This window comes from Streptomyces sp. NPDC043861 (assembly GCF_056435905.1).
Window position 1 is genome coordinate 754,958 of the sequence record NZ_JBWKDP010000001.1, and the last position, 21,456, is coordinate 776,413.

The following is a 21,456-nucleotide window of genomic DNA, read 5'->3' on the forward strand; positions in this document are numbered from 1 at the left end:
AGCGGTGCCGCCGGAAGTGCGACACGCGCGGCGGCACCGGCGGTGCGGGGTATAGGCATGGAGTCCCGGTCCCCCGGAACCGTGCGGAACCGGTGACGGACACTCCGCCGCCGACGGCACGGCGGTGGAACAACCAAGCGCTTGCTCGCCTCAGGGGCTTGTGCGGAGTGGAACACGTTCTTAACATCACCGATGTTACATCAGTTGTGTCATAGTGCTGGGGGCTTGATGGCAGCGACAGGGAACGACGCGCCGGGCGGTCCGCTGGCCGGAGTGCGGGTGGTCGAGCTGGCGGGCATCGGACCTGGTCCGTTCGCCGCCATGCTGCTCGGGGACCTCGGCGCCGATGTCGTACGGATCGACCGGCCCGGCGGGGCGGGACTCGGCATCGACCCGGCCTACGACCTCACCAACCGCAACAAGAGGTCCGTACTGATCGACCTCAAGGCCGATGGAGGCGCACAGCAGGTCCTCGACCTGGTCGAACGCGCCGACGTCCTCATCGAGGGCTACCGCCCCGGCGTTGCCGAACGCCTCGGGGTCGGCCCCGAGGAATGCCACGCGCGCAACCCCGGGCTGGTCTACGGCCGGATGACCGGCTGGGGTCAGGAAGGACCGCTCGCCCCGCGCGCCGGACACGACATCGCCTACATCGCGATCACCGGCACCCTCGGCATGATCGGCAAGTCCGGTGAGCCGCCCGCCGTCCCCGCCAACCTCGTGGGTGACTACGCCGGCGGTTCGCTCTATCTCGTCATCGGTGTGCTGGCGGCACTGCAGCATGCCCGTACCTCAGGGGGAAGCGGCCAGGTCGTCGACGCGGCGATCGTCGACGGCGCGGCGCATCTCGCCACCATGATCCACGGGATGATGGCCGCGGGCGGCTGGCAGGACCGCCGCGGCACCAATCTCCTCGACGGCGGCTGCCCCTTCTACGGGACCTACGAGACCGCCGACGGGCAGTACATGGCGGTCGGTGCACTCGAGCATCACTTCTACGACGAGTTCATCGAGCTGCTCGGCATCGGGAGCGAGGCTCCGGCGCGCAAGGACTTCGCCCGCTGGGGCGAGCTGCGGACCGTCGTCGCCGACCGCTTCCGCACCAGGACCCGGGACGAGTGGACGGCCGTCTTCGAGGGCTCCGACGCGTGTGTCGCGCCCGTTCTCTCGCTGCGCGAGGCGCCGGCCCACCCCCATCTCGCGGCGCGCGGCACCTTCACCGACCACGGCGGGATCACCCAGCCGGCCCCCGCGCCCCGGTTCTCCGCGACCCCCGGCGCCGTGTGCCGCCCGCCGGCCCAGCCGGGCGCGGACACCGAAGAGGTCGCACGCGACTGGGACGTACCAGGCATCTTGTCGAAGAGCGGAGACAGCTGATGAAACGGACGGTTCCGTACGGAGGGGGCGCTGTGGTCGACAGCCGGGAGGACGCACGATGAAACGACAGATCTTCGACGCCGGGCACGAGGCATTCCGTGAGACCGTGCGCACCTTCCTGGCCAAGGAGGTGCTCCCGCACTACGACCAGTGGGAGCAGGACGGCATCGTCTCGCGCGCCGCCTGGCTGGCGGCGGGCCGACAGGGGCTGCTCGGCCTGGCAGTGCCCGAGGAGTACGGCGGCGGCGGGAACGTCGACTTCCGTTACAGCGCCGTGCTCGCCGAGGAGTTCGCCCGGGCGGGCGCCGCAGGGCTCGCGATCGGACTGCACAACGACATCATCGGGCCGTATCTCACCTCGCTCTCCACCGAGGAGCAGAAGCGGCGCTGGCTGCCCGGCTTCTGCAGCGGCGAGATCATCACCGCCATCGCCATGACCGAACCGGGGGCCGGGTCCGACCTCCAGGGCATCCGCACCACCGCGGAGGACCGCGGCGACCACTGGCTGCTCAACGGGTCCAAGACGTTCATCTCCAACGGCATCCTCGCCGACCTGGTGATCGTCGTCGCGAAGACCACCCCCGAGGGCGGGGCGAAGGGGCTGTCGCTGCTGGTCGTCGAGCGAGGCATGGAAGGCTTCGAGCGCGGTCGCAACCTCGACAAGATCGGCCAGAAGGCGCAGGACACGGCCGAGCTGTTCTTCACCGACGTACGCGTCCCCAAGGAGAACCTGCTCGGCGAGCTCAACGGCGCCTTCATCCATCTGATGACCAACCTCGCCCAGGAGCGACTGAACATCGCGGTCGCCGCCATCGCCGCCGCCGAGCATCTGCTGGAGATCACCACCCAGTACGTGAAGGAGCGCGAGGCGTTCGGGCGTGCACTGGCCAGGCTCCAGCACATTCGCTTCGAGATCGCCGAAATGGCCACCGAGTGTGCGGTCACCCGGACGTTCCTCGACCGCTGCATCGTCGACCACTCGAACGGCGAGCTCGACGCGGTGCACGCCTCCATGGCCAAGTGGTGGGCCACCGAGCTGCAGAAGCGCGTTGCCGACCGCTGCCTCCAGCTGCACGGCGGCTACGGCTACATGACCGAGTACCGGGTCGCCAAGGCGTTCACGGACGGCCGTATCCAGACGATCTACGGTGGCACCACCGAGATCATGAAGGAGATCATCGGCCGCTCCCTGCTCTCCTGACCCCCGGACTCCCACCCTCGTTTGCGCACCCCTCATTCGTGATGCGAAAGGCTCTGTCTTGAGTACCGAAGCGTTTGTGTACGACGCGATCCGCACCCCGCGCGGCCGTGGCAAGGCCAACGGCGCCCTGCACGGCACCAAGCCGATCGACCTCGTCGTCGGCCTGATCCACGAGATCCGCGCCCGCTACCCGGAGCTCGATCCGGCCGCGATCGACGACATCGTCCTCGGCGTCGTCGGCCCCGTCGGCGACCAGGGCTCCGACATCGCCCGGATCGCCGCCGTCGCGGCCGGACTGCCCGACACCGTCGCCGGTGTCCAGGAGAACCGCTTCTGTGCGTCGGGGCTGGAGGCCGTCAACATGGCGGCGATGAAGGTCCGCTCCGGCTGGGAGGACCTGGTGCTCGCGGGTGGCGTCGAGTCGATGTCCCGCGTGCCGATGGCGTCCGACGGCGGCGCCTGGTTCGCCGACCCGATGACGAACTTCGACACCAACTTCGCTCCGCAGGGCATCGGCGCCGACCTGATCGCCACGATCGAGGGCTTCACGCGCCGCGATGTGGACGAGTACGCCGCGATCTCCCAGGAGCGGGCAGCCGCGGCCTGGAAGGACGGGCGCTTCGACCGCTCCGTCGTACCGGTGAAGGACCGCAACGGACTGGTCGTACTCGACCACGACGAGCACATGCGCCCGGGGACGACGGCCGACTCGCTGGCCTCGCTCAAGCCGTCGTTCGCGACCATCGGCGAGATGGGCGGCTTCGACGCCGTCGCGCTGCAGACGTACCACTGGGTGGAGAAGATCGACCACGTCCACCACGCGGGCAACTCCTCGGGCATCGTGGACGGAGCCTCCCTCGTGGCGATCGGCTCCAAGGACGTCGGCGAGCGCTACGGGCTCAGGCCCCGGGCCCGTATCGTCTCCGCGGCGGTCTCCGGATCCGAGCCCACCATCATGCTCACCGGGCCGGCGCCCGCCACCCGCAAGGCGCTGGCCAAGGCCGGACTGACCATCGACGACATCGATCTCGTCGAGATCAACGAGGCGTTCGCGGCGGTCGTCCTGCGCTTCGTCAAGGACATGGGGCTCTCCCTGGACAAGGTCAACGTCAACGGCGGCGCGATCGCGCTGGGCCACCCGCTGGGTGCCACCGGCGCGATGATCCTCGGCACGCTCATCGACGAACTGGAGCGACAGGACAAGCGCTACGGCCTGGCCACGCTCTGCGTCGGCGGCGGCATGGGCATCGCAACGATCGTCGAGCGTCTCTGACCTTCCCGTCCCTTCCCTCTTACGGAGAATCAGCAATGTCAGCAACAACGCCGACGAGTTCCACCATCCGCTGGGAGCAGGACGAGACGGGGATCGTCACCCTCGTCCTCGACGATCCCGACCAGTCCGCCAACACCATGAACCGGGCCTTCCGGGACTCCATCGCGGCGGTCGCCGACCGCGTCGAGGCCGAGCAGGACGGCATCCGCGGCATCATCTTCACCTCCGCCAAGAAGACCTTCTTCGCGGGTGGCGACCTCAAGGACATGATCCAGGTCGGTCCCGAGCACGCCCAGCAGGCGTTCGACATGGGCATGGGCATCAAGCGCGCCCTGCGCCGCATCGAAACCCTCGGCAAGCCGGTTGTCGCCGCCATCAACGGCGCGGCGCTGGGCGGCGGTTACGAGATCGCCCTCGCGTGCCACCACCGCATCGCCCTTGATGCGCCCGGCTCCAAGATCGGCCTGCCCGAGGTGACCCTGGGTCTGCTGCCCGCGGGCGGCGGTGTGACCCGTACCGTGCGCCTGATGGGCATCGCCGACGCGCTGCTCAAGGTGCTTCTCCAGGGCACCCAGTACTCCCCGCAGCGGGCGCTCGAGAACGGTCTCGTCCATGAGGTGGCCGCGACCGACGAGGAGATGCTCGCCAAGGCGCGCGCCTTCATCGAGGCGAACCCCGAGTCTCAGCAGCCCTGGGACGTCAAGGGCTACCGGATTCCGGGCGGTACGCCGTCGAACCCGAAGTTCGCCGCCAATCTGCCCGCCTTCCCGGCCAATCTGAAGAAGCAGCTGAACGGCGCCCCCTACCCGGCGCCGCGCAACATTCTCGCGGCCGCGGTCGAGGGCTCGCAGGTCGACTTCGAGACCGCGCAGACCATCGAGGCGCGCTACTTCACCGAGCTGCTCACGGGCCAGACCGCCAAGAACATGATCCAGGCGTTCTTCTTCGACCTCCAGGCGGTCAACTCCGGTGCCAGCCGCCCCAAGGGCATCGAGTCGCGCCGCGTCCGCAAGGTCGCCGTGCTCGGCGCCGGAATGATGGGCGCGGGCATCGCCTACTCCTGCGCCAAGGCCGGGATCGAGGTCGTCCTCAAGGACGTCAACGCCGACGCCGCAGAGCGGGGCAAGGACTATTCGGTGAAGCTCCTCGACAAGGCGCTGAGCCGGGGCCGGACGACCGAGGCCAAGCGCGCGGAGCTGCTCGCCCGGATCACCCCGACCGCCGACCCGGCCGACCTCGCCGGCTGTGACGCGGTGATCGAGGCGGTCTTCGAGGACCCGGCGCTCAAGCACAAGGTGTTCCAGGAGATCCAGGACGTCGTCGAGCCGGACGCGCTGCTCTGTTCGAACACCTCCACGCTGCCGATCTCCCTGCTCGCCGAGGGCGTCGGCCGTCCCGCCGACTTCATCGGTCTCCACTTCTTCTCGCCCGTCGACAAGATGCCGCTCGTCGAGATCATCAAGGGCGAGCGGACCGGCGACGAAGCTCTGGCCCGTGCCTTCGACCTGGTGCGCCAGATCAACAAGACCCCGATCGTCGTCAATGACTCGCGCGGCTTCTTCACTTCGCGCGTCATCGGCCAGTTCATCAACGAGGGCGTGGCGATGGTCGGCGAGGGCATCGAGCCCGCGTCGATCGAGCAGGCGGCGGCGCAGGCCGGCTACCCGGCGAAGGTCCTCTCCTTGATGGACGAGCTGACCCTCACCCTGCCGCGCAAGATCCGCGGTGAGTCGAGGCGGGCCGTGGAGGAGGCCGGCGGCACATGGGTGGGCCACCCCGCGGACGCGGTCATCGACCGGCTGGTCGACGACTTCGGCCGCACAGGTCGCAGTGGGGGAGCGGGCTTCTACGACTATGTGGACGGCAAGCGTGCCGGGCTGTGGCCTGGGCTGCGCGAGCACTTCGGCAACCCGGACGTGGACGTCCCCTTCGAGGACATGAAGGAGCGGATGCTCTTCTCCGAGGCGCTGGACACCGTCCGCTGCCTGGAGGAGGGCGTGCTGACGTCGGTTGCTGACGCCAACATCGGCTCCATCATGGGCATCGGCTTCCCGGCCTGGACGGGTGGTGTGCTCCAGTACATCAACGGCTACGAGGGCGGTCTGAACGGTTTCGTCGCCAGGGCGCGCGAGCTCGCCGCGGCCTACGGCGAGCGCTTCGCACCTCCGGCGCTCCTCGTGGCGAAGGCCGAGCGGGGCGAGGTCTTCACGGACGCCTGACCCTGCCCCGTCCCGATCGCCGGAGGACGGCCCCGCCCGCAGGGGCGGGGCCGTCCTCCCGGGGCCCGGTGCTACGGCGCCTCATGCGGGAGCGCACCCGGCTCGGGGACACGGTCGAGGAGTTCCGCGAGGACGTCCAGCCGCAGCGAGACGCGGTGGACGTCGGCGGCCGTGAGCCTGTCGGCGGGCGGGGCCTCGAACACCGGGCCAGGAGCCATGCCGAGGGCCGTCATCCGGTCGAGGATGTGCTGCTGGAACTCCTGCGGTGACGTGTAGGCGCACACAATGTCCCGGGGTTCGAAGATCGTCCACGACATCTCCTCCTCATCGGTGCGAAGGGCGTGCCAGGCGAGACGGGTCACGGAGGCGTCGGGCAGCGGAGTGGGAAGCGCGGCCAGCGGCCTCGCCCAGCGCTGGATGCCCCGCCGCAGCATGCCGCCGGTGCCGTCGGTCTCCGGCCACGCCGCGGGCGGCCGCACGGCGAGATAGCCGATGCGGCGCTTCAGGTTCGCCCGCCGTGCGGTCTCGTCCACTTCGTACGACCACAGCTTCTGGTTCCAACGCCACAGGCGCGGGGACTCACCGACCCGTATCAGGGTCAGCTCCCAGCCCGGCGTGCCGTGCTGCCGCATGACATAGAGCCCGCCGGGCGTCAGCTGCGCGAATCTCATGGTCTCCCCCCTCGGCCGGCACTGACGCCGGCTGCTGCTTCCCCACCTGCGCGCAGGCTAGCTCCCGCCACTGTCAGCCGGCCCCTGTGCGCCGAACGCCGCCCGCAGTTCCTCCCGCAGCGACCGCTGGAACGCCGTCACCAGCGCCTGGATCACCATGGGCTGCATATGGGCCGACAGCGATTTCATCGCCGCGACGTGGTCGGGGTCCGACTCGCGTTCCCGGTAGGGACTCCACACCTCGTCCCGGAAGAGCCGGGTGAGCTCCTGGGCGGCGGCCCGGGCGTGCTCGAGCAGGACGGTGCGCGAGGCGAGGATCGTCTCGTGTGCGATGGGGACGTCGAGCAGTTCGATCCCGAGCCGCAGCAACCCGCCGTCCAGCCGGAACACATCGGGGACTCCCGTGCGGTCCAGGACGCCCATGGCGGCCAGCCGGTCGATGTCCTGGTCCGACAGCGGCCGCCCGGCCCGCTGCTCCAGCTCGGCACGCGGCACCTCCTCGGCCGATTCCGGGGCCCAGGAGGACACCAGGGCGCGGTGGATCGCCAGATCGTGCGCGCTGAGGTCGGGCGGCAGCTGCACCAGATAGCGTTCGATCGCGGCGAGCGTCATGCCCTGGTGCTGCAGTTCCTCGATCAGTGCCAGCCGGGAGAGGTGGGCGGGGCCGTAGCGGCCGACCCGGCGCGGGCCGATCACCGGGGGCGGCAGCAGGCCACGGGTGCTGTAGAACCGGATGGTGCGGACGGTGACACCGGCGCGGGCGGCCAGTTCGTCGACGGTCAGCGTCTGCTCCTCGGTTGGGGTCGCCATGGTCTCCCTCGCTCCGTGCGTGCACCGATCCGGTTCAACAGTATTGCTGTCTCACCAGTGTTGTGAAAGCGCTGGGAAATGCGGTGCCGATTGTCAGTGGTCCCTCCTACGGTGAGTGCATGTCGGGGATCGCATATGTACGGGGAGACGCCACGGCGCCGCAGGGCAAGGGGGTCAAGCTGATCGCGCACGTCTGCAATGACCTCGGCGGCTGGGGCAAGGGCTTCGTGGTCGCGATATCGCGGCGCTGGCCGGGTCCGGAGTCCGCCTACCGGCGCTGGCACCGGGAGCGTGCGGGGAACGACTTCGGTCTCGGTGCGGTCCAGTTCATCCGGGTCGGCCCGTATCTGTGGGTGGCCAACATGATCGGCCAGCGCGGCATGCGTACCGGAAGCAAAGGGCCTCCCGTGCGGTACGAGGCGATCGACACCGCCCTCGCCGCGCTCGCCGACAAGGCCGAGGAGCTCGGTGCGTCCGTTCATATGCCGCGCATCGGTTGCGGACTCGCCGGCGGCACATGGTCGAAGGTGGAGCCGCTGATAGCGGAGCGGCTCGTCCGGCGGGGCATAGCGGTGACGGTCTACGACCATGGGTCGTAGACCCACCTCGAGCTTGGTGTGTACCTGACGCTAGAGTGCGGTGCTTGTTCGATGTGGCGCACATCGGAGGGGGAGAGCATGAGCGCACAACTCAGGGAAACCGCAGGCGAGTTGGCCGAGGTTCTATGGCGTGAGCACACGGTGTACCGCGAGCGTGCAGGAGGCGTCGTCATCCGGGGGGAACACGTACAACGCTGGATCAGCATCGCACCGGGCGGCGGCCGCGACGAGCTGCTGCTGCGTGCCGGACGCCTCCTGGACGGTGGCACCACCGCACCCGCGCGGGCGGAGGCGGTCGCGAGCCTGTCGGCGGGAACCGCCGAACTCGCGGCGATCTGCCGCCGTCTGCTCGCCGAGACCGCCGCGGAGACCACCGCACCGACGTCACGCCGGGCGGGGTCGCGCCCGGCCGGCCGCTCGCACCGACCCCGGCGTTCTCGTCGGCGCATGCGGCCCGGGCGACCGGGCGGCTCCGGCTCCGCCGGACGGAAGGAGCGGCACACCGGCCTCGGGTCCTGGGTGGTCATCCTCTGCGTGATCGGTGTCGTGGCCCTGTATGCCTGGACGACCGCCGCTGCGTACCGGTGACGCGGGTGCCCGACCGTCGGGACGGGCCGCTGCGCGCGCACCTCCCGGTGCGTCAACCGCTGTGATGGGCCAGCGCCGCATGCGGGTCCTGGCCGGTCGCGTGCCCGTGGTCGATGTGCACGGTGGCGCCCGCCAGTCGGGGTACCGCGTGCAGCAGTGCATGCTCGGCGGCCACCGCGACCGCATGTGCCTGGACGACGGTCAGCGCCGGGTCGACCTCGACCGAGGTCTCGGCCCGCAGCCTGTGCCCGAGCCAGCGCATCCGGAGGATGCCGACAGCCCGCACTCCCTCGACACGGGTGAGCGCGCGCTCCGCCTCGTCCACCAGCGCGGGATCGACGGCATCCATCAGCCGGTGCCAGATCTCGCGTGCCGCGCCGCGCAGCACCATCAGGATCGCCGCCGTGATCACCAGCCCGATCAGAGGGTCCGCATAGCGCCATCCCAGCGCCGAACCGCCGGCGCCCAGCAGCACGGCCAGTGAGGTGAACCCGTCGGTGCGGGCATGCAGTCCGTCGGCGACCAGCGCGGCGGAGCCGATGCGTCGTCCCGTACGGATGCGTGCCCTGGCCACCCACTCGTTGCCGGCGAAGCCCACGAGCCCCGCGGCGGCGACGGCCGGGAGATGGGTGACCTCGCGCGGCTCCATCAGTCTCAGGACGGCCTCGTACCCTGCGAACACGGCAGAGGCGGCGATCACCAGAACGACGAACACACCCGCGAGATCCTCGGCCCGTCCGAAGCCGTAGGTGTAGCGGCGGGTGGCGGCCCGCCGGCCGAGGACGAAGGCGAGGGCGAGCGGCAGTGCGGTCAGGGCGTCGGTCGCGTTGTGGACGGTGTCGCCCAGCAGTGCGATCGATCCGGACAGTGCCGCGATCACCGCCTGGACGACGGTGGTCGCGGCGAGGATCCCGAACGAGAACCAGAGGGTCCGCAGGCCCTCGGCCGAGCCTTCCAGTGCGGCGTCGACACGCTCGCCGTGGTGATGGTGGTGATGGTGGTGTCCACGTACGTGCTCATGTGCGTGCCCATGACCCGTCATGAACACCACCATGACAGCCCGGCAGCATTGCAGCCACTACCGAAAAGCAGCCTCTGACCAGCTGCGAACGGTTTGCGACTGCCGACCCTGGATCACTGCCGCACCGCTGCTGCCGGATGGTGTCACTACCCCGCTGCCCCCGCTGCGCGACTACTGCCCGGAGGCGACGACCGGATAGTGATCGGACAGGTTGGTGTACGTGTACTGCGTGCCCCAGCTGGAGACGGTCCAGGGCGCGGTCTGCTCCTTGACCACCTCGTTCTTCCAGCCGTCCGGCTTCGCGTGGCCAGCGCGGTGCAGGACGTAGTCCAGGTCCTCGCGCGGGTCGTCGGGGTAGCGGTCGACGGCGATCGAGTTGTCCTGTGTGTCGAAGGAGTAGGGGTGTCCGGTGCGCGCGTCGGCGCCCGCGAGCCCGGCGTCAGCGAGCATCGTGGGGTACTCGGACGTGCGCGAGTCGACGTTGAAGTCGCCCGCGACGACAACCTGTTCGGACGCAGGGATGTTCCTGCCGTCGAGGAAGGCATCCATCGCCCTGAACTGGCGACTGCGCATCCGGGCAGCCTCACCGGCCCCGCAGCCGGGGTCGGTGGACTGCGCGTGCGTTCCGACCACATGCACCCGGGCGCCGTTCACATTCAGGACGACGTAGACGAAGCCCTTGTTGGACCACCAGTCGGCGCCGCACGCGTCCTTGTAGACGTACTGCTCCTTGCGCACGATCGGCCACTTGCTCAGGATCGTGACGCCGCCGTCCTCCGGCGTGGTCGCGGAATACGCTCCGCTGGTCGCGTCCCAGCCGCTCCTGGACCGTCCCATGACCGGTGTCTGATAGGGGTACTTCGCAGCGGCGTTGGCCTTCAGCGCATCGGACGAGGAGTTGTCGAACGCCTCCTGGAGGACGACGACGTCATGCCCCTGGAAGAAGGACGCCGCGGGAATCGCCCCGGCCCGATGGTCCTGGCCCCAGTTCGGGTACAGCGTCTTGCTGAAGAGGAACGCGTTGTACGTCAGCACCTTCAGCGAAGGTGTCACGGCGGTCTGCGCGGCGGACGCCGGGGACGCGGCCGCAGCCAGGGAGGCGGCGAGCGCGGTGGACAGTGCTGCGCCGGAAATACGGCGGAGCGCGGAGTGCGGCACTGGAACTCCCGTTTCTGATGGGGGGAATGACCGGCGCGCACATCAAAGCAGTGGCAGTTACCTTCGGGTAACCGTCAGGTGCCGAGTTTCTTGCCGCAGTTCCACGATCGCCCGAACTCGTTCGAACCGGCTCGGACCGGGCCCGCCGCGCAACAGCGGCAGCGGCCCGGCCGCGACCGGGACGTCGAACGCCGCGCGTCCCCCCTCGACGCCGCTCTCGGGTGCGAAGGGTCCGGGCATGCGGGCGGGGAAGCGGTCGCGGTGCCGACGACGAGTCGTGGACGGCCCGCGACCGCTTCCGCCGTCCTACGGCCTGATCTCGTAAACCAGGTTGAACGGGGTCTGCGCAGCCGTGCGGAACCGGGTGAAGCCGGCGTCGGCGACCAGCCGGCGGACGGCGGACTCGCCGGCCTGAGCCCCGAGGGCCGTGCCGCCGGGCTGGGAGAGGCTGTTGGGTACGCAGAGGAACGTGGAGCCGCTGTAGTACAGCCGGCCGACCGGGGTGAAATTGTCCTCGACCCTGTCGGAGGCGAACGGCTCCACCAGCAGCCATGTGCCGTCCGGGGCCAGCGCCTCCCGCACCCGCCTGGCGGCGCCGAGCGGATCGCCCATGTCGTGCAGGCAGTCGAACATCATCACCAGGTCGTAGTCCGTGCCGGTGAAGGTCTGCGCCGTCGTCACCTCGAAGGAGACCCGGTCGCCGACTCCCGCCTCCGCGGCCTTCTTGCGCGCCAGCTCGATCGACTCGGCGTGGTAGTCCGAACCGACGACGCCGGTCCGCGGGTAGGCCTCGGCGAGGAGCAGCGACGAGGAGCCGAGGCCGCAGCCGACATCCGCCACCCGAGCCCCGGCGGTGAGCTTTGCGTCGACGCCCTCGAGCGCAGGGATCCAGCTTGGGATCAGCTCGGCCGTGTAGCCGGGCCGGTAGAACGCGTCGCACCCGACGAAGACGTCCTCGTCGTGCTCGTGCCAGGCGATCCCGGCACCCGTGCGGAACGCCTCGGTGATCTGCGGTTCGGCGCGCAGATAGCCCAGCACGACGAGGAACGCGGCCGGCACGTCGGGGCCCGTCGGATCGGCCAGACAGAACGCCTGCTCCTCCGAGAGGGAGAACTCGCCGGTGGCCGGGTCGTAGCTCACGTATCCGCCCGCCGCCTGGCCGCGCAGCCACTCCGTGAGGTAGCGCGGGTGGCACCCGGTGCGCTCGGCGAACCGCTCGGGCGTCGCCGGGCCCTGTGCAAGCGCCTCGTAGAGGCCGAGCCGGTGGCCGATCACCACCGAGCCGGCGGCACCGGTCGCGCCCAGGTCCGCCACGAACCGCCCGAGGAACTCCGAAACCTTGTCGTGATCCATGTCTGGTCTCTCCTTGCCTGCCGAACCGGCTCGTGCCGGTCACAACAGAAAGGCTCTGCGTGCGGCCTTGCACGGTCCTTGCACGGGCTATCGTCGTGCTAACAGGCCGAGTCCGTCCTGGTCACAGGACCTGCTGGACATGAGGGGTGCCATGGCAGTCGGGCGTCTGCTCCCGTCGGTCCGGGTGGAGCTGCTCGGGCCGCTGAGGCTCCTGGTGGACGGCGACCCCGTGGACGTACCCGGCCCCAAGCGGCGTGCGGTGCTCGCGCTGCTTGCGCTCGCCGAGGGCCGGATCGTGACAGTCGATCACCTCGTGGACGCGCTGTGGCCGTCGGAGGTGCCCGAATCGGGCCGTCAGGCCCTGCACAACCATGTGTCCCGACTCCGTGGGCACCTCGGCCCGGCGGCCACCCGGCTCGAGACATGCCACGACGGCTACCGGCTGGCACTCGGGCGCGACGAACTGGACGTGGCACAGGCGCGAGACCTGCTCGCGACGGCGCAGCAGGACCCGGACGGCGCGCTCTCCCTGCTGCAGGAGGCGCACGGGCTTTGGCGAGGGCCGGTTCTCGCCGACCTCACCGACATCGTTCCCATCGCCACCGCGGTCGAGGAGTATGCGCAGTTGCGCCACGAGGTGACCGATGCACTGATCGCCGGGGCCGTCGCCGCGGGACAGGCGGAGGGGATCCTGGGGCTCGCCGCCGCGACGGCGGCCGCCGACCCACTGCGGGAGCCCGCGGTCCTCCTGCACATGCGGGCGCTGGCGGCGACCGGGCAGGCGCCCGAGGCGCTGCGTGTCGGCCGCGCGTACCGGCGTCGGCTCGTCGAGGAGACGGGCCTCGATCCCACACCTGCGCTGGACGAACTCGAGCGCGACATCATCGGCGGCGCCGGTCCGGTGCCCGGCCCGTCCGGGGTGACCGGCCCGCATGGTGCGGTGCCCGGCCCGTCCGGGGTGACCGGTCCGCGAGGTGCGGTGCCCGGCCCGTCCGGGGTGACCGGTCCGCGAGGTGCGGTGCCCGGCCCGTCCGGGGTGACCGCACCGCCGACCGCCCGGCTGATCGGCCGCGAGTCGCAGGTCGCGGCCCTGCACGGGCAGCTGGCGGCCGAGCGCCTGGTCACGCTCGTCGGGCCCGGTGGCGTCGGCAAGACCCGGGTCGCCCTGGAGGTCGCGCGACGGAGCAGCACGGCGACGGTGCTGCTGCTCGCACCGGTCACCGACCCCGCCGCCATCCCGCACGCGCTGGCGGCGGCCCTGAACCTGAAGGTCGACCACGGCGATGTTCTCTCCGCCTGCGTCGCCGTGCTGGGCGACGGGCCCGGCCTGATGGTGATCGACAACTGCGAGCATCTGCTTGACGGCGTACGGGACACGGTGGACACGATCCTCTCCTCGTGTCCCCGGATCTCCTTGCTGGCCACCAGCCGCGAACCTCTCGGCCTGGCAGCCGAACATGTCTCACGGCTGGCGCCGCTGCCGCTGCCCCGCCCCGATCAGGATCCTTCGCAGGCGCCGTCCGTGACACTCTTCCTGGACAGGGCCCGCCGGGTCCGGCCCGGTCCGCCACCGACACCGGGGGAGCTGCGTGCCGTGGCCGACATCGTCCACCGGCTCGACGGGATGCCGCTGGCCATCGAACTCGCAGCCGGTCGGCTGTCCACGTTCTCCCTCACCGATCTGCGTGGCCGTCTCGACCGCTCGCTCGACCTCCTGGGCGGCGGCCGGACCAGCTCCGATTCCCGGCACCGGACCCTGCGCGCAACCATCGAGTGGTCGTACCGGCTCCTCACGGAGGACGAACGGCGACTGTTCCGGCATCTGTCGGTCTTCGCCGACGGCGTCGGCCTCGACACCGCCGAGCGGCTCGCCGCCGACCTGGGCCTGGAGACCGACCCCGGAAGTGCACTGGCCCGCCTGGTCGATGCCTCCATGATCGACGCCTCTTTCGAGGGGAGCACCAGGTACCGCCTGCTCGAGGTACTGCGGGCGTTCGGGCTGGACCGGCTTGCGGCGTCCGGCGAGTACGAGGGGGCGGCCGAGCGCATGCTGCGGTGGGCCGTCGAGCTGACCTCGTGGATCGGCACGGTCATGGCCACCGAGCGGGAGCCCGAGGCCGACGCCGTGCTGCGCCGCGAGCTGCCGAACCTGCGGGCCGCATGGCGACTGGTGCGGGGCCTCGGGTCCCTGGACGACGCCGTGACGATGGTCGTCGCGTTGTTCGACGCGATCGCCTACCGCGATCTCGTCGAGATCCGGGACTGGGCGGGGGAACTGGCCGGCGACCGGGCACTCGACACCCACCCGCGTGCGACCGCCGTGCTCGCAGCCGCGGCGGAGGCCGCCTACCACCGCGGCGACTACCGCGAGGCCGATCGGCTCGCCCGCACCGGCCTGGAGAAGGCGACCGACGGCGCCGGGTCTTGGCACTGCCTGTTCGTGCTCGCCGTGGCCGACCTGGCGCGCGGCGCCTACGGCGACGTGGTCGAGCACTCCCTCGCCGCGGCCGCGCTGGCAGGTCCGCACCGGGAGGGATTCGGGATGGCGGCACTCGCGACCGCCTACGCTGGTGATCCGGATGCGGCGCGGGGGCTGAACGACCGGGGACTGGCCGACGCGGTGTCGCCCTCGATGCTCTCGTGGGGCGCCTACGTCGCCGGGGAGATCGAGAGCCTGGCCGGCCGCCACGAGCCGGCCGAGGGGCACTACCTCCATGCCATCGATCTCGCCCGCACCTGCGGAGCGACCTTCCTCGTCGGTGTCGCGACCGTCGGACTCCTGTCGCTGCGCGCCGCCGCGGGCCGTGTCCAGGAGGCACTGGGCGGCTATCGCGACGTCATCGAGTACTTCGCCCGCAACGGCAACTGGACCCATCTGTGGGTCACCCTGCGCAATCTGGCCGCCCTGCTGCGCCGGCTCGGCGACGACGAGTCGGCGACGCTGATCGACGCCGCGGCCGACGGGGCTCCCGACGCGCCGGCCGTGGACGGCTCCCATGGCGCCGCGGACGTCACGGACGCCATGGATTCCCGTGGCGCAGAACCCTCCGTGCACACCCCGACCGCCCGGGCGATGCCGGTCCCCAGCCGGGTCGCCGCCCTCGGGGCGGCCCGGCAGGCGATCGAGCGGCACCTCACCGGATCATGACCGCCGTCGAGGGCGGCCGGGGCGCCGCGGCCGCTCGACGAACGACTCGTCGCCGACCCATGCGGTGTAGCGCTCGATGCCCATGCCGGCGATGAGTTCGCCCGTTTGGGTCTCCTGCGCCGCCAGGGCACGGACCTTGCGGGCGGCTGTTTCCGCGTCCAGCACGAGGTCGACCGCCAGCCGCCGGTCGGGTGTCGTGACCGGGAGTCCCGGTGGGAAGATGCCCAGGCTCTCGTTGAGCGAGTTCCAGCGCCGTGCCCGCCGCTGAGCGAACGCGGAATACAGCAGCCGTGCCGCGGCCGGGGCGGCACGGTCGAACGCCGCGGTGGCCCAGGCCGAGACCGTCCGATGGTCCGGGTGACCGGTGACGCCCTCCGGGCCGAAGGTGAGCACGGTGTCGGGCCGTACGCACGCGATGGCCTCGGACAGCCGCGCGACCGCGTCGGGCGGGGGGACCGCCGCACACTGTCCGTCGCGGTAGCCGAGCCAGTGGTGCTCGTCGACCCCCAGGATCTCCAGGCAGCGCGCCAGCTCGCGCGCACGCGCCGCAGCCAGCAGATGCGGTGGCCACTCCTCGGGGTGGGCCGTGCCCAGCTCGCCGCAGGTCGCGGTCACGCACACCACCCGCGATCCGCTCTCGCGAGCCAGTGCCATCAGACCGCCGGACAGGTAGGCCTCGTCGTCGGGGTGCGCCCAGATCCCCAGGACGGTGCCCAGCTCGGCGACGCCGGATGCAGACTCGATCATGTCCGGACCTCCTTGGTGAGGAACCCGTGCAACGCCAGCCCGGCGCCGCAACAGACGACGGCGGCCATCCACAGCCGGCCCGCTCCCACGGTGTCGACCACGAGTCCGCCGAACAGCGCACCTGCACCGGACCCGAGCTGGACCGCGGCACTGTGCAGGGCGAGCAGCAGGGGCACCGGCCCGGCCCCCAGGCCGAGCAGGCGGTGCTGCTGAGCCGGAACGAAACCCCAGGCCGCGATCCCCCACCCGATCATGACGGCCGGCGCCCCGGCCGGCGTCGTCGTGCTGTGCGGGAGCGCGGCGAAACCGACGGCCAGCACGGCCACGGTCGCGAGCACCACACGGCGGGGGCCCGTCCGGTCGACAGCGGCACCGCCCCACCAGGTGCCCACCATGCCTCCGATTCCGAACACCCCGATGAGGAGTCCGAGCCCGAGCGGTCCGGCTGTCGAGGCCGGCAGCAACGGGAGGTAGGTGTACATGCCGAACGAGGCGGTCATCACCAGGAACGTCACGCCGAGCGTTCCGACCACTGCAGGGGAACGCATCGGGCGCAGCCGCTCACCCACCGTCGCCCGCACCGTCCGGCCCGCCCCGGCACCGGTGACGAGCAGACCGATCACCGTGACCGCAGCGAGCACCGCGACCAGGCCGAACGCCGCACGCCACGAGAGTGCGGACGCCACCGTCACACCCAGCGGGGCGCCCAGCACCATGGCGGTGGACGTACCGGCAAGGACCACGCCCAGCGCCCGCCCGCGGTGGCTCACGGGCACGGCGGCGACCGCCGCGGCCGCCGCGGCCGGCACATGGACCGACGCGGCAAGCGCTCCCAGCACCCGGGCGGCGAGGAGCGCAGGCAGCGTCGGCGCCACCGCCGACAGCACGCCCGCCACCCCGAACAGCACCGCAGAGCCGATCAGCACCTGCCGGGGCGGCCGCGACCCGAGCAGCGTGCCGAGCAGCACCGCGCCGATCGCGTGTCCCAGCGCGAACACCGTCACCGTCAGCCCCGCGGCGCCCGTGGTGACACCGAGGTCGTGTGCGATCCCGCCGAGTATCCCGGCCACGACGAACATGTCAGTGCCGATCGCGAACGTGCCGGTCCCGAGCGCCGCAACCGGGAGCCAGCTGCTCCGCTCCCGTTCCGACACGCGGGTCGTCCGGTTCTGCATCGCTGTGCCGACCATGTCATCGACCGTCCCGTACTCCACGTTCATGGCAATCCGATCGTCGGAGCACGGGCTCGCAGCCCACTACCGCGGCGCTGTCACGGGTCGTCGGCGACGGACGGACCCCGACCGGGCACCCCCGGTGTTCGCCCGTGGACCGTGATCGCATACTGGAACGCAGAGGGACGGGGGAATCGAGCAGCCCGGCCCGCCTACCCCGGGAGCGCCCGTATGAGCACGCAGGACCCCGTGCCGCCGCCGCCCGGCGGGGTGTTGTGGAGCCTGACGGGCGACATCCGCGGCCTGCTGATGCTGCCCGCGGCACTCACCATGCAGGTCGCGCACCCTGCGGTGGGGGCGGGTGTCGACGAGCACTCCGTCTTCCGCACCGACCCCTGGGGACGGGGCGAACGCTCGCTGCGCTCACTCCAGCTGTGGGTGTACGGCGGTGAGGCGGCGGCGGAGGAGGGCCGCCGGCTGCGGAAGCTGCACGCGACCATCCAGGGCACCGACAGCCGAGGCCGGCACTACCACGCGCTGAACCCCGCGTACTACTCCTGGGTCCATGCCACGGGCTTCCCCGTCTACCAGCACGCCGCCCGCTATCTCTACCGTCCGCTCACCGAGGCACAGGAGCGGCAGCTGTACGCGGAGTGGCTTCAGGTCGGACGGATCCTGGGCATCCACGACCGGGACATGCCGCGGACCATCGAGGAGTTCTGGCCGTACTACCGCAAGGTCCTCGCCGACGAGATCGAGGCGACTGTCGTCGTGGAGGACCTGACGGCGACCGACCGGCCCGTACCGCCGCCGGACCGCGGGCCGTTCCCGCTCCGGGTTCTGCTGCGCCTGTTCTGGCCGGTGGTCCTGCCGTTGTTCGCCCGGTTCCGGCGCTTCGTCACCATCGGGCTGATGCCGCCCGACGCCCGCGCGGTGATCGGTCTGCCATGGACGGACCAACAGGAGCGCAGGCTCCGGCGCTTCGGCCGTGTCGTCCGTGCGGTCGTGCCTCTGCTCCCCGAGCGGTTGCGCTACCTTCCGCTGGCGCGTGAGGCCCGCAGAGCCGCACGGTCCGCACGGGCGTCCTGAGCCGCCGCCCGTCGTCATCGGTGCACCGACGGGCCGGGGACGGGGACCAACCGAGCGCGGGCACCACGGCCTGTGGTCGGCTCCATCCGGGGCACTGCGTTTCAGCGGCCCGGATGGGCGAGCACGGCAGGAACGGAGGGTTCACGCCGATCCACGGCGGACCAGCGTCGTCGGGGTGATCACCGAGGCCGGTGCTCCCGACGCTTCCGAACCCGCTCCGAGCAGGCGCATCAACAGCCGCACCATCAGCCGGCCGTTGCCTTCGATGTCCTGACGGACCGTCGTCAGCGGTGGGTCGGTGGCCTCGGCGATCGAGGCCATGTCGTCGAAGCCGACGAGGGCGATGTCCTCCGGTACCCGGAGCCCGCGTTCGTGCAGGACACGCAGTGCGCCCATGGCCATCAGGTCGTTCGCCGCGAACACCGCGTCCAGATCCGGCTGCCGGTCCAGCAGTGCTGCCATCGCCTGTGCCCCGCTGTCCACGGTGAAGGCCCCCTGCGCGATCAGCTCCGGCCGGGAGCCCGCGAGTGCATCCCGGTATCCGCCGATACGGTCCAGCGCCGAGGTCTGGTCGCGAGGTCCCGCGATGTGCGCGATCCGGCGCCGGCCGACCGCGACCAGATGGCGTACGGCCGCACAGGCACCCCCTCGGTTGTCGCAGTCGACGTACGGAACGGCATGACCGGAGCCGTCCCCCGGACGGCCGCCGAAGACTGCGGGGACTCCCGACTCCAGCACGATGGCAGGCAGTTCACCGTCGTCGTGAAGCGAGAAGGCGAGCGCGCCGTCGACATGCCCCCCGCCGAGATAGCGGGCTATCCTTTCGTGGTCGTCCACGCCCTCCACCCACAGCAGCACCAACTGTGAGTCGTTGGCGGCCAGTTCCCGGCTGATGCCCCGAACCTGCCGCTCGAAGAAGGGGTCCGAGAAAATTCTGAACTCCGGCTCGGCGATGATCACGGCGACGGCGCCGTTGCGTCGTGTGACCAGCGACCGGGCCGCGTGGTTCGGCACATAGCCGAGCTCCGCCACCGCCTCGCGCACCCGTTCCGCCAGCGGCGCACGGACCCCCGCACCGCCGTTGACGACACGGGAGACCGTCGCCCGCGACACCCCGGCGAGCGCTGCGACCGCCTCCAGTGTGGGCCGGGCACCAGTGGTCGGATCGGGCAACGGGCACTCCTCGCAGGCGCGTCGGACCGTATGCACACGAGGGTATCCGCAGGTGCCGCCGTCCGGACCGGGGACGGCGGCGCCCGCTCACCTCCTCATCGGCGGTCCGCCGTACCTTCCGTGTCGATGTGCCGCTGTCCGTGCTGATGGATCGTGTTCGTCTCGGCGATCTGCTTCCAGGACCGGGGCCGAGCCGGCAGTGCGCCGGCGTCGCGGGTGGCGTGTGCTCCCACCGCGCCCGTGGCCTTCCCGCCCGTGGTCTTCGTGGCCGGGGCCGGGGGAACGGCCGGTTTCGACGGTTCGTACAACCAGGTGTCGAACAGCCCGGCGAGCGACTTGCCGGAAGCCTGCTCGGCGTACTTCACGAAGTCCTCCACATCGGCGTTGCCGTTCGCCTTGGCAGCCGGCCAGCCCTTGAGGATCGCGAAGAAGTCCTCGTCGCCGATCTCCACCCGCAGCGCCTGCAGCGCGAGCGCACCGCGGTCGTACACGGCGATGTCGAACTGTTTGTCGGGGCCCGGGTCGCCCGGCTTGACCGTCCAGAACGGGTCGTCGGCGGGGTGCAGCGCATAGATGTAGTCCGCCAGCTCCTGCGCCGTGCCCTCGCCCTCCTTCTCCGACCACAGCCACTGGCTGTAGCGGGCGAACCCCTCATTGACCCAGATGTCCTTCCAGCCCTTCACGGAGACGCTGTCGCCGTACCACTGGTGGGCCAGCTCATGCACGACCACCGACGCATTGGCACCATTGGCGAACTGGCGTGGGCTGTAGAACGGGCGGGTCTGTGTCTCCAGGGCGTACCCGCTGGTCACGTTGGGCACATAGCCGCCGAGCGCATTGAACGGATAGCGGCCGAAAACCTCCTCCAGCCATTCGGCGATCTCCGTCGTGCGCTCGATGCTCGCCCGGGCGGCGCCCGCGTTGTCACCCAGGTCCACGCTGTAGGCGTTGAGGACCGGGAGTCCGCTGGCGGTCTTGTCGGTGGTGATGTCGAACTTGCCGACGGCGAGCGTGGCCAGATACGACGCCTGCGGTTGGTTGGAACGCCAGTTGAAACGGGTCCAGCCGAGGCGCGACGACTGCGACTGCAGCACGCCGTTGCTGATGGCCTGGGTACCGTCCGGCACGGAGACGGAGATGTCGTACGTCGCCTTGTCCAGCGGGTGGTCGTTGGACGGGAACCACCATACGGCCGAATCCGGTTCCTGAGCCGCGATGCCGCCGTCAGGGGTGCGATGCCATGCCGTGTAGCCGTCGATCCGAAGCTGGGAGGGCTTGCCCGCGTACCTCACCACCACCGAGACCGGCTTGTTCTTCTCCAGCGGCGTGGGCGGGGTGATCTCCAATTCATGGGCGCCGGTCCTGGCGAAGGCCGCCTTCTTCCCGTTGACCCGGACGTCGCTGACGTTCAGTCCGAAGTCCAGGTTGAAACGGGACAGGTTCTGCCTGGTGGTGGCCAGCAGCGTCGCCGTGCCTTCGAGCAGGTCCGTCTTCGGCTGGTACTTGAGCCTCAGATCGTAGTGCGAGACGTCGTACCCGCCGTTTCCGCTCGCCGGGTAGTAGGGGTCGCCGATGCCTGGGGCCCCGGGGACGAAGTCCGCGGCCGATGCCGGGATCGCCAGCAGGAAAGAGGCCGTGAGCGCACTCGGGACGAGGATTCTGCGGTGCACGAAAGCTCCAGTCGTCGGGGCGAATGATCTCTTCGGAACCCTATTCACGCCCCACTCACGCAGTCATGTCCATGGCCCCTGCTGTCACACGAATGCCATTCGGCCGACATGCCACGTCGCGATCCCGGGAGATCGCACGTTGACCCCGGGGGCCGGGTACCCACCGCCTGTCGCCTCGTAGTGCCCT

The 21,456-nt window shown here is 70.7% G+C and carries 17 protein-coding genes; 8 read left to right on the forward strand and 9 right to left on the reverse strand.

From position 1 onward, the window contains the following. Window positions 1-228: 228 nt before the first annotated feature. Genes AC068D_RS03130 through AC068D_RS03145 form a run of 4 tightly spaced genes read left to right on the forward strand, consistent with a single transcriptional unit; the run spans window position 229 to window position 6,070 of the window. Window positions 229-1,377, forward strand: a complete 1,149-nt coding sequence (locus AC068D_RS03130; protein WP_478821166.1) for a CaiB/BaiF CoA transferase family protein — start codon at window positions 229-231, stop codon at window positions 1,375-1,377. Window positions 1,378-1,435: 58 nt separating this feature from the next. Then, the gene (locus tag AC068D_RS03135) at window positions 1,436-2,578 is read left to right on the forward strand and encodes an acyl-CoA dehydrogenase family protein (protein ID WP_478821167.1); all 1,143 of its coding nucleotides are present in this window, start codon (window positions 1,436-1,438) and stop codon (window positions 2,576-2,578) included. A 58-nt stretch (window positions 2,579-2,636) separates the two neighbouring features. Beyond that, a complete protein-coding gene (locus AC068D_RS03140) occupies window positions 2,637-3,851 on the forward strand; it encodes an acetyl-CoA C-acetyltransferase (protein WP_478821168.1) in 1,215 nt (404 codons plus the stop codon). 35 nt (window positions 3,852-3,886) lie between these two features. Beyond that, window positions 3,887-6,070, forward strand: coding sequence for a 3-hydroxyacyl-CoA dehydrogenase NAD-binding domain-containing protein (locus AC068D_RS03145; RefSeq protein ID WP_478821169.1), 2,184 nt, complete (start codon window positions 3,887-3,889; stop codon window positions 6,068-6,070). A gap of 71 nt (window positions 6,071-6,141) precedes the next feature. On the opposite strand, the gene AC068D_RS03150 is transcribed toward AC068D_RS03145, so the two are convergent. Beyond that, entirely contained in the window at window positions 6,142-6,741 is a 600-nt protein-coding gene (locus tag AC068D_RS03150) for a hypothetical protein (protein ID WP_478821170.1), read from the reverse strand. Between the two features lie 57 nt (window positions 6,742-6,798). Beyond that, window positions 6,799-7,551 carry a MerR family transcriptional regulator gene (locus AC068D_RS03155; protein ID WP_478821171.1) on the reverse strand — a complete coding sequence of 251 codons (753 nt, stop codon included), beginning with the start codon at window positions 7,549-7,551 and terminating at the stop codon, window positions 6,799-6,801. A 119-nt stretch (window positions 7,552-7,670) separates the two neighbouring features. Between AC068D_RS03155 and AC068D_RS03160 the strand changes: the two genes are divergently transcribed. Beyond that, window positions 7,671-8,150 carry a macro domain-containing protein gene (locus AC068D_RS03160; RefSeq protein WP_478821172.1) on the forward strand — a complete coding sequence of 160 codons (480 nt, stop codon included), beginning with the start codon at window positions 7,671-7,673 and terminating at the stop codon, window positions 8,148-8,150. Between the two features lie 78 nt (window positions 8,151-8,228). Next, window positions 8,229-8,738, forward strand: a complete 510-nt coding sequence (locus AC068D_RS03165; protein WP_478821173.1) for a hypothetical protein — start codon at window positions 8,229-8,231, stop codon at window positions 8,736-8,738. A gap of 52 nt (window positions 8,739-8,790) precedes the next feature. Here AC068D_RS03165 and AC068D_RS03170 read toward each other — a convergent pair whose 3' ends face one another. The 3 genes from AC068D_RS03170 to AC068D_RS03180 form a co-directional block, all read right to left on the reverse strand. Then, window positions 8,791-9,780 (reverse strand): cation diffusion facilitator family transporter, encoded by a 990-nt coding sequence (locus AC068D_RS03170; RefSeq protein WP_478821174.1) that lies wholly within the window; start codon window positions 9,778-9,780, stop codon window positions 8,791-8,793. A gap of 150 nt (window positions 9,781-9,930) precedes the next feature. Next, a complete protein-coding gene (gene sph / locus AC068D_RS03175) occupies window positions 9,931-10,917 on the reverse strand; it encodes a sphingomyelin phosphodiesterase (RefSeq protein ID WP_478821175.1) in 987 nt (328 codons plus the stop codon). 306 nt (window positions 10,918-11,223) lie between these two features. Next, window positions 11,224-12,270, reverse strand: a complete 1,047-nt coding sequence (locus AC068D_RS03180; protein WP_478821176.1) for a class I SAM-dependent methyltransferase — start codon at window positions 12,268-12,270, stop codon at window positions 11,224-11,226. A gap of 151 nt (window positions 12,271-12,421) precedes the next feature. On the opposite strand from AC068D_RS03180, the gene AC068D_RS03185 reads away from it, so the two are divergent. Continuing rightward, a complete protein-coding gene (locus tag AC068D_RS03185; RefSeq protein WP_478821177.1) occupies window positions 12,422-15,418 on the forward strand; it encodes an AfsR/SARP family transcriptional regulator in 2,997 nt (998 codons plus the stop codon). Here the strand turns inward: AC068D_RS03185 and AC068D_RS03190 are convergent. Beyond that, entirely contained in the window at window positions 15,413-16,165 is a 753-nt protein-coding gene (locus AC068D_RS03190) for a PIG-L deacetylase family protein (protein ID WP_478821178.1), read from the reverse strand. The genes AC068D_RS03185 and AC068D_RS03190 overlap by 6 nt on opposite strands. Continuing rightward, window positions 16,162-17,385, reverse strand: coding sequence for an MFS transporter (locus tag AC068D_RS03195; protein WP_478821179.1), 1,224 nt, complete (start codon window positions 17,383-17,385; stop codon window positions 16,162-16,164). Before AC068D_RS03195 ends, AC068D_RS03190 begins: the two co-directional genes overlap by 4 nt. Window positions 17,386-17,568: 183 nt before the next feature. Here AC068D_RS03195 and AC068D_RS03200 point away from each other — a divergent pair, with 183 nt between their 5' ends. Continuing rightward, window positions 17,569-18,426, forward strand: a complete 858-nt coding sequence (locus AC068D_RS03200; RefSeq protein ID WP_478821180.1) for an oxygenase MpaB family protein — start codon at window positions 17,569-17,571, stop codon at window positions 18,424-18,426. Between the two features lie 141 nt (window positions 18,427-18,567). Here AC068D_RS03200 and AC068D_RS03205 read toward each other — a convergent pair whose 3' ends face one another. Both AC068D_RS03205 and AC068D_RS03210 read right to left on the reverse strand, forming a co-directional pair. Further along, entirely contained in the window at window positions 18,568-19,599 is a 1,032-nt protein-coding gene (locus tag AC068D_RS03205) for a LacI family DNA-binding transcriptional regulator (RefSeq protein WP_478821181.1), read from the reverse strand. Between the two features lie 95 nt (window positions 19,600-19,694). Then, the gene (locus AC068D_RS03210; RefSeq protein ID WP_478821182.1) at window positions 19,695-21,269 is read right to left on the reverse strand and encodes a M1 family metallopeptidase; all 1,575 of its coding nucleotides are present in this window, start codon (window positions 21,267-21,269) and stop codon (window positions 19,695-19,697) included. Window positions 21,270-21,456 lie beyond the last annotated feature (187 nt).

Bases quoted from the DNA above. Each gene is read 5' to 3' on its own strand.
- AC068D_RS03195 (WP_478821179.1), bottom strand. From the start codon at position 17,385: ATGAACGTGGAGTACGGGACGGTCGATGACATGGTCGGCACAGCGATG.
- AC068D_RS03145 (WP_478821169.1), top strand. From the start codon at position 3,887: ATGTCAGCAACAACGCCGACGAGTTCCACCATCCGCTGGGAGCAGGAC.
- AC068D_RS03130 (WP_478821166.1), top strand. From the start codon at position 229: ATGGCAGCGACAGGGAACGACGCGCCGGGCGGTCCGCTGGCCGGAGTG.
- AC068D_RS03160 (WP_478821172.1), top strand. From the start codon at position 7,671: ATGTCGGGGATCGCATATGTACGGGGAGACGCCACGGCGCCGCAGGGC.
- AC068D_RS03180 (WP_478821176.1), bottom strand. From the start codon at position 12,270: ATGGATCACGACAAGGTTTCGGAGTTCCTCGGGCGGTTCGTGGCGGAC.
- AC068D_RS03190 (WP_478821178.1), bottom strand. From the start codon at position 16,165: ATGATCGAGTCTGCATCCGGCGTCGCCGAGCTGGGCACCGTCCTGGGG.
- AC068D_RS03155 (WP_478821171.1), bottom strand. From the start codon at position 7,551: ATGGCGACCCCAACCGAGGAGCAGACGCTGACCGTCGACGAACTGGCC.
- AC068D_RS03170 (WP_478821174.1), bottom strand. From the start codon at position 9,780: ATGACGGGTCATGGGCACGCACATGAGCACGTACGTGGACACCACCAT.
- AC068D_RS03200 (WP_478821180.1), top strand. From the start codon at position 17,569: ATGAGCACGCAGGACCCCGTGCCGCCGCCGCCCGGCGGGGTGTTGTGG.
- AC068D_RS03185 (WP_478821177.1), top strand. From the start codon at position 12,422: ATGGCAGTCGGGCGTCTGCTCCCGTCGGTCCGGGTGGAGCTGCTCGGG.
- AC068D_RS03135 (WP_478821167.1), top strand. From the start codon at position 1,436: ATGAAACGACAGATCTTCGACGCCGGGCACGAGGCATTCCGTGAGACC.
- AC068D_RS03150 (WP_478821170.1), bottom strand. From the start codon at position 6,741: ATGAGATTCGCGCAGCTGACGCCCGGCGGGCTCTATGTCATGCGGCAG.
- AC068D_RS03165 (WP_478821173.1), top strand. From the start codon at position 8,229: ATGAGCGCACAACTCAGGGAAACCGCAGGCGAGTTGGCCGAGGTTCTA.